The following is a 1,981-nucleotide window of genomic DNA, read 5'->3' as shown; positions in this document are numbered from 1 at the left end:
CGACAGCGACTTCTGCCCGCTGGCGTACAAGCTGCGCGAGAACGGCCGGCAGCTCATCGGGCTCGCGGTGAAGGAGGCCACCAGCCCCCTCTTCGTGAAGGCCTGCGACGAGTTCATCTACCTGCGTCCCCGCACCCGCGCCGAGAAGGAGAAGGAGCGGGAGAAGGAGAAGGAGAAGCGCGGCCAGGAGCAGGAGGAGGGGGGCCGGGGCCGCAAGCACGGCAAGGGGCACGGGGCCGGCGAGCGTCAGGGCAAGGAAGCCGCGGGGCACAAGGGCAAGGCCGAGACGAAGGTCGAGCTGCCGGAGATCGCCCTGGAGGTGGTGCAGCGCCTGCTGGCGAGGGCGACGGGGCCCGTCAATCCCTCGCTCATCAAGGAGACGATCGTCCGCAAGGAGCCGGACTTCGACGAGCGCGAGCACGGCTTCTCGACCTTCGCCAAGCTGCTGGCGGCCATGGAGCAGGAAGGGCTGCTGAGGCGCGTGCAGCAGGGCCGGCAGTGGTACGTGGTGGGGCCGGACTCGCCGACGCCCGAGCCCACCAAGGGCCGGGGCGCGCGTCACCAGCAGGAGGAGGAAGAGGTGGAGGAGGAGGAGGTCTACCCGGACCCCGTCGACGAGTTCTGAGCCGTGCGCCGCCCGGGCGGGCTACTTGCCCTGGTCCCGGGCGCGCTGCTTCTTCGCGTGGGCCTCGATGCGCGCCTTGAACTCCTTCATCAGGTCGTTCGGGATGGGCAGCGAGAGGTTGTACTGGGCGAGCTTCCACTCGCCCCCGTCCTTCACGAGTACGCCCGAGCCGCGCGCGGGCCCCATGTTGGGGGTGGCGAGCGCCTCGTCGAACCACGCCACCGTGCCGTCCTTGGAGAAGCTCACGTGCCGTGACACCGCCGTGAAGCTCCAGGCCTTGCCCTTGGCGAAGAAGGGCCTGGCCCAGGCGCGGAACTCGTCCCGCGTCCAACGCTCGGTGGCATCCGTGCCCAGGAAGACCGCGTCGGGCGTGAAGTGGTTGAAGTAGCGCGCCTCGTCCGCCTTGGCCGCGGCCTGGTGCCAGTCATCCAGCACGGCATTCACGGCGGCCGTGGGCATCGGGGCGGGGCTGGCTTCGGGCGCGGCGGTGAGCAGGGCGAGACACAGCAGGGCGATCGTGGGCATGGACTCATGAGCGCGCGGGGGCGTGTTCCGGTCAAGGTCTTGGGGAGCAGGTATGGGCCACGGGCTCGGCCGGGTGGCGGATGGTCCGCCGGGCCCTGGGTGGTGCTGGACACGGCCGAGCCCGAGGAGAAGAAGCCCAGGAAGCCCAGGACGCCCGAGCCCATCCCCGAGAAGCCCGTGGCCCAGGTGGCTCCGCTGCCTCCCCCCGCGCTCCGTGAGCCACCACCCCCGGCGGATCCGAAGTGCCTGCTGAAGCTGGACAGGGAGCACGTGCGTGGCGCCCAGGCCTTCCTGGACGTGAAGCGCGCGGGCCGGGAGGTGCTCGTGGTGGGCTCGGACGGCACCGTGCGCCGGGCCGAGCACGGCGGGCTGCCCGTGGTGCACGACGCGGGTGGGCCGCTGCTGGGGCTCGCGGTGTCCCCGGACGGCGGTGAGGTGGCCGCGGTGGGCTACGGGGTGCTGGCGCGCTCGTCCGACGGCGGGGGGACGTTCCGCACGGAGCGCGCCCCCTCCGACGCCATGTTCTACGCCGCCGCCTTCGCCGGAGACGCGCTGCTCGTCTTCGATGGAGACGGCCGGGGCTGGCGCTCGGTGAGGGGCGGGCTCTTCGAGCAGCTCTCCCTGCCGCGCACGGTGGCGTATGCCGGTGCCGCCTTCGCGGACGCGCGGCGCGGCTACCTGGTGGGCTGGTGCGGCACGCTGCTGGAGACGCTCGATGGGGGCGTGAACTGGAAGGCGCTCCGCTCGCCCTTGAAGGAGAAGGAGGGCGAGAACATCGAGGGCGTGCTGGTCTCGGGGGACACGCTCTACGTCAGCGGTGACGGCGGCGTG

Annotated in this window: 3 protein-coding genes; 2 read left to right on the top strand and 1 reads right to left on the bottom strand. The window is 71.9% G+C overall.

Annotated features, from left to right (window positions below):
* Positions 1-625 (top strand): NYN domain-containing protein (locus VF794_RS08310; RefSeq protein WP_331108647.1); only part of this gene is annotated, 625 nt, incomplete at its 5' end.
* Positions 626-646: 21 nt separating this feature from the next.
* Here the strand turns inward: VF794_RS08310 and VF794_RS08305 are convergent.
* The gene (locus VF794_RS08305; protein WP_331108646.1) at positions 647-1,150 is read right to left on the bottom strand and encodes a nuclear transport factor 2 family protein; all 504 of its coding nucleotides are present in this window, start codon (positions 1,148-1,150) and stop codon (positions 647-649) included.
* A gap of 99 nt (positions 1,151-1,249) precedes the next feature.
* Here VF794_RS08305 and VF794_RS08300 point away from each other — a divergent pair.
* A partial coding sequence (locus VF794_RS08300; RefSeq protein WP_331108645.1) for a WD40/YVTN/BNR-like repeat-containing protein occupies positions 1,250-1,981 on the top strand: 732 nt, incomplete at its 3' end.

The sequence above is a fragment of the Archangium sp. genome (assembly GCF_036389735.1).
In the GTDB taxonomy this organism is placed as follows: domain Bacteria; phylum Myxococcota; class Myxococcia; order Myxococcales; family Myxococcaceae; genus Archangium.
Note: the sequence above shows the minus strand (reverse complement) of the source record. Positions and strands in the feature narration are given on the sequence as shown.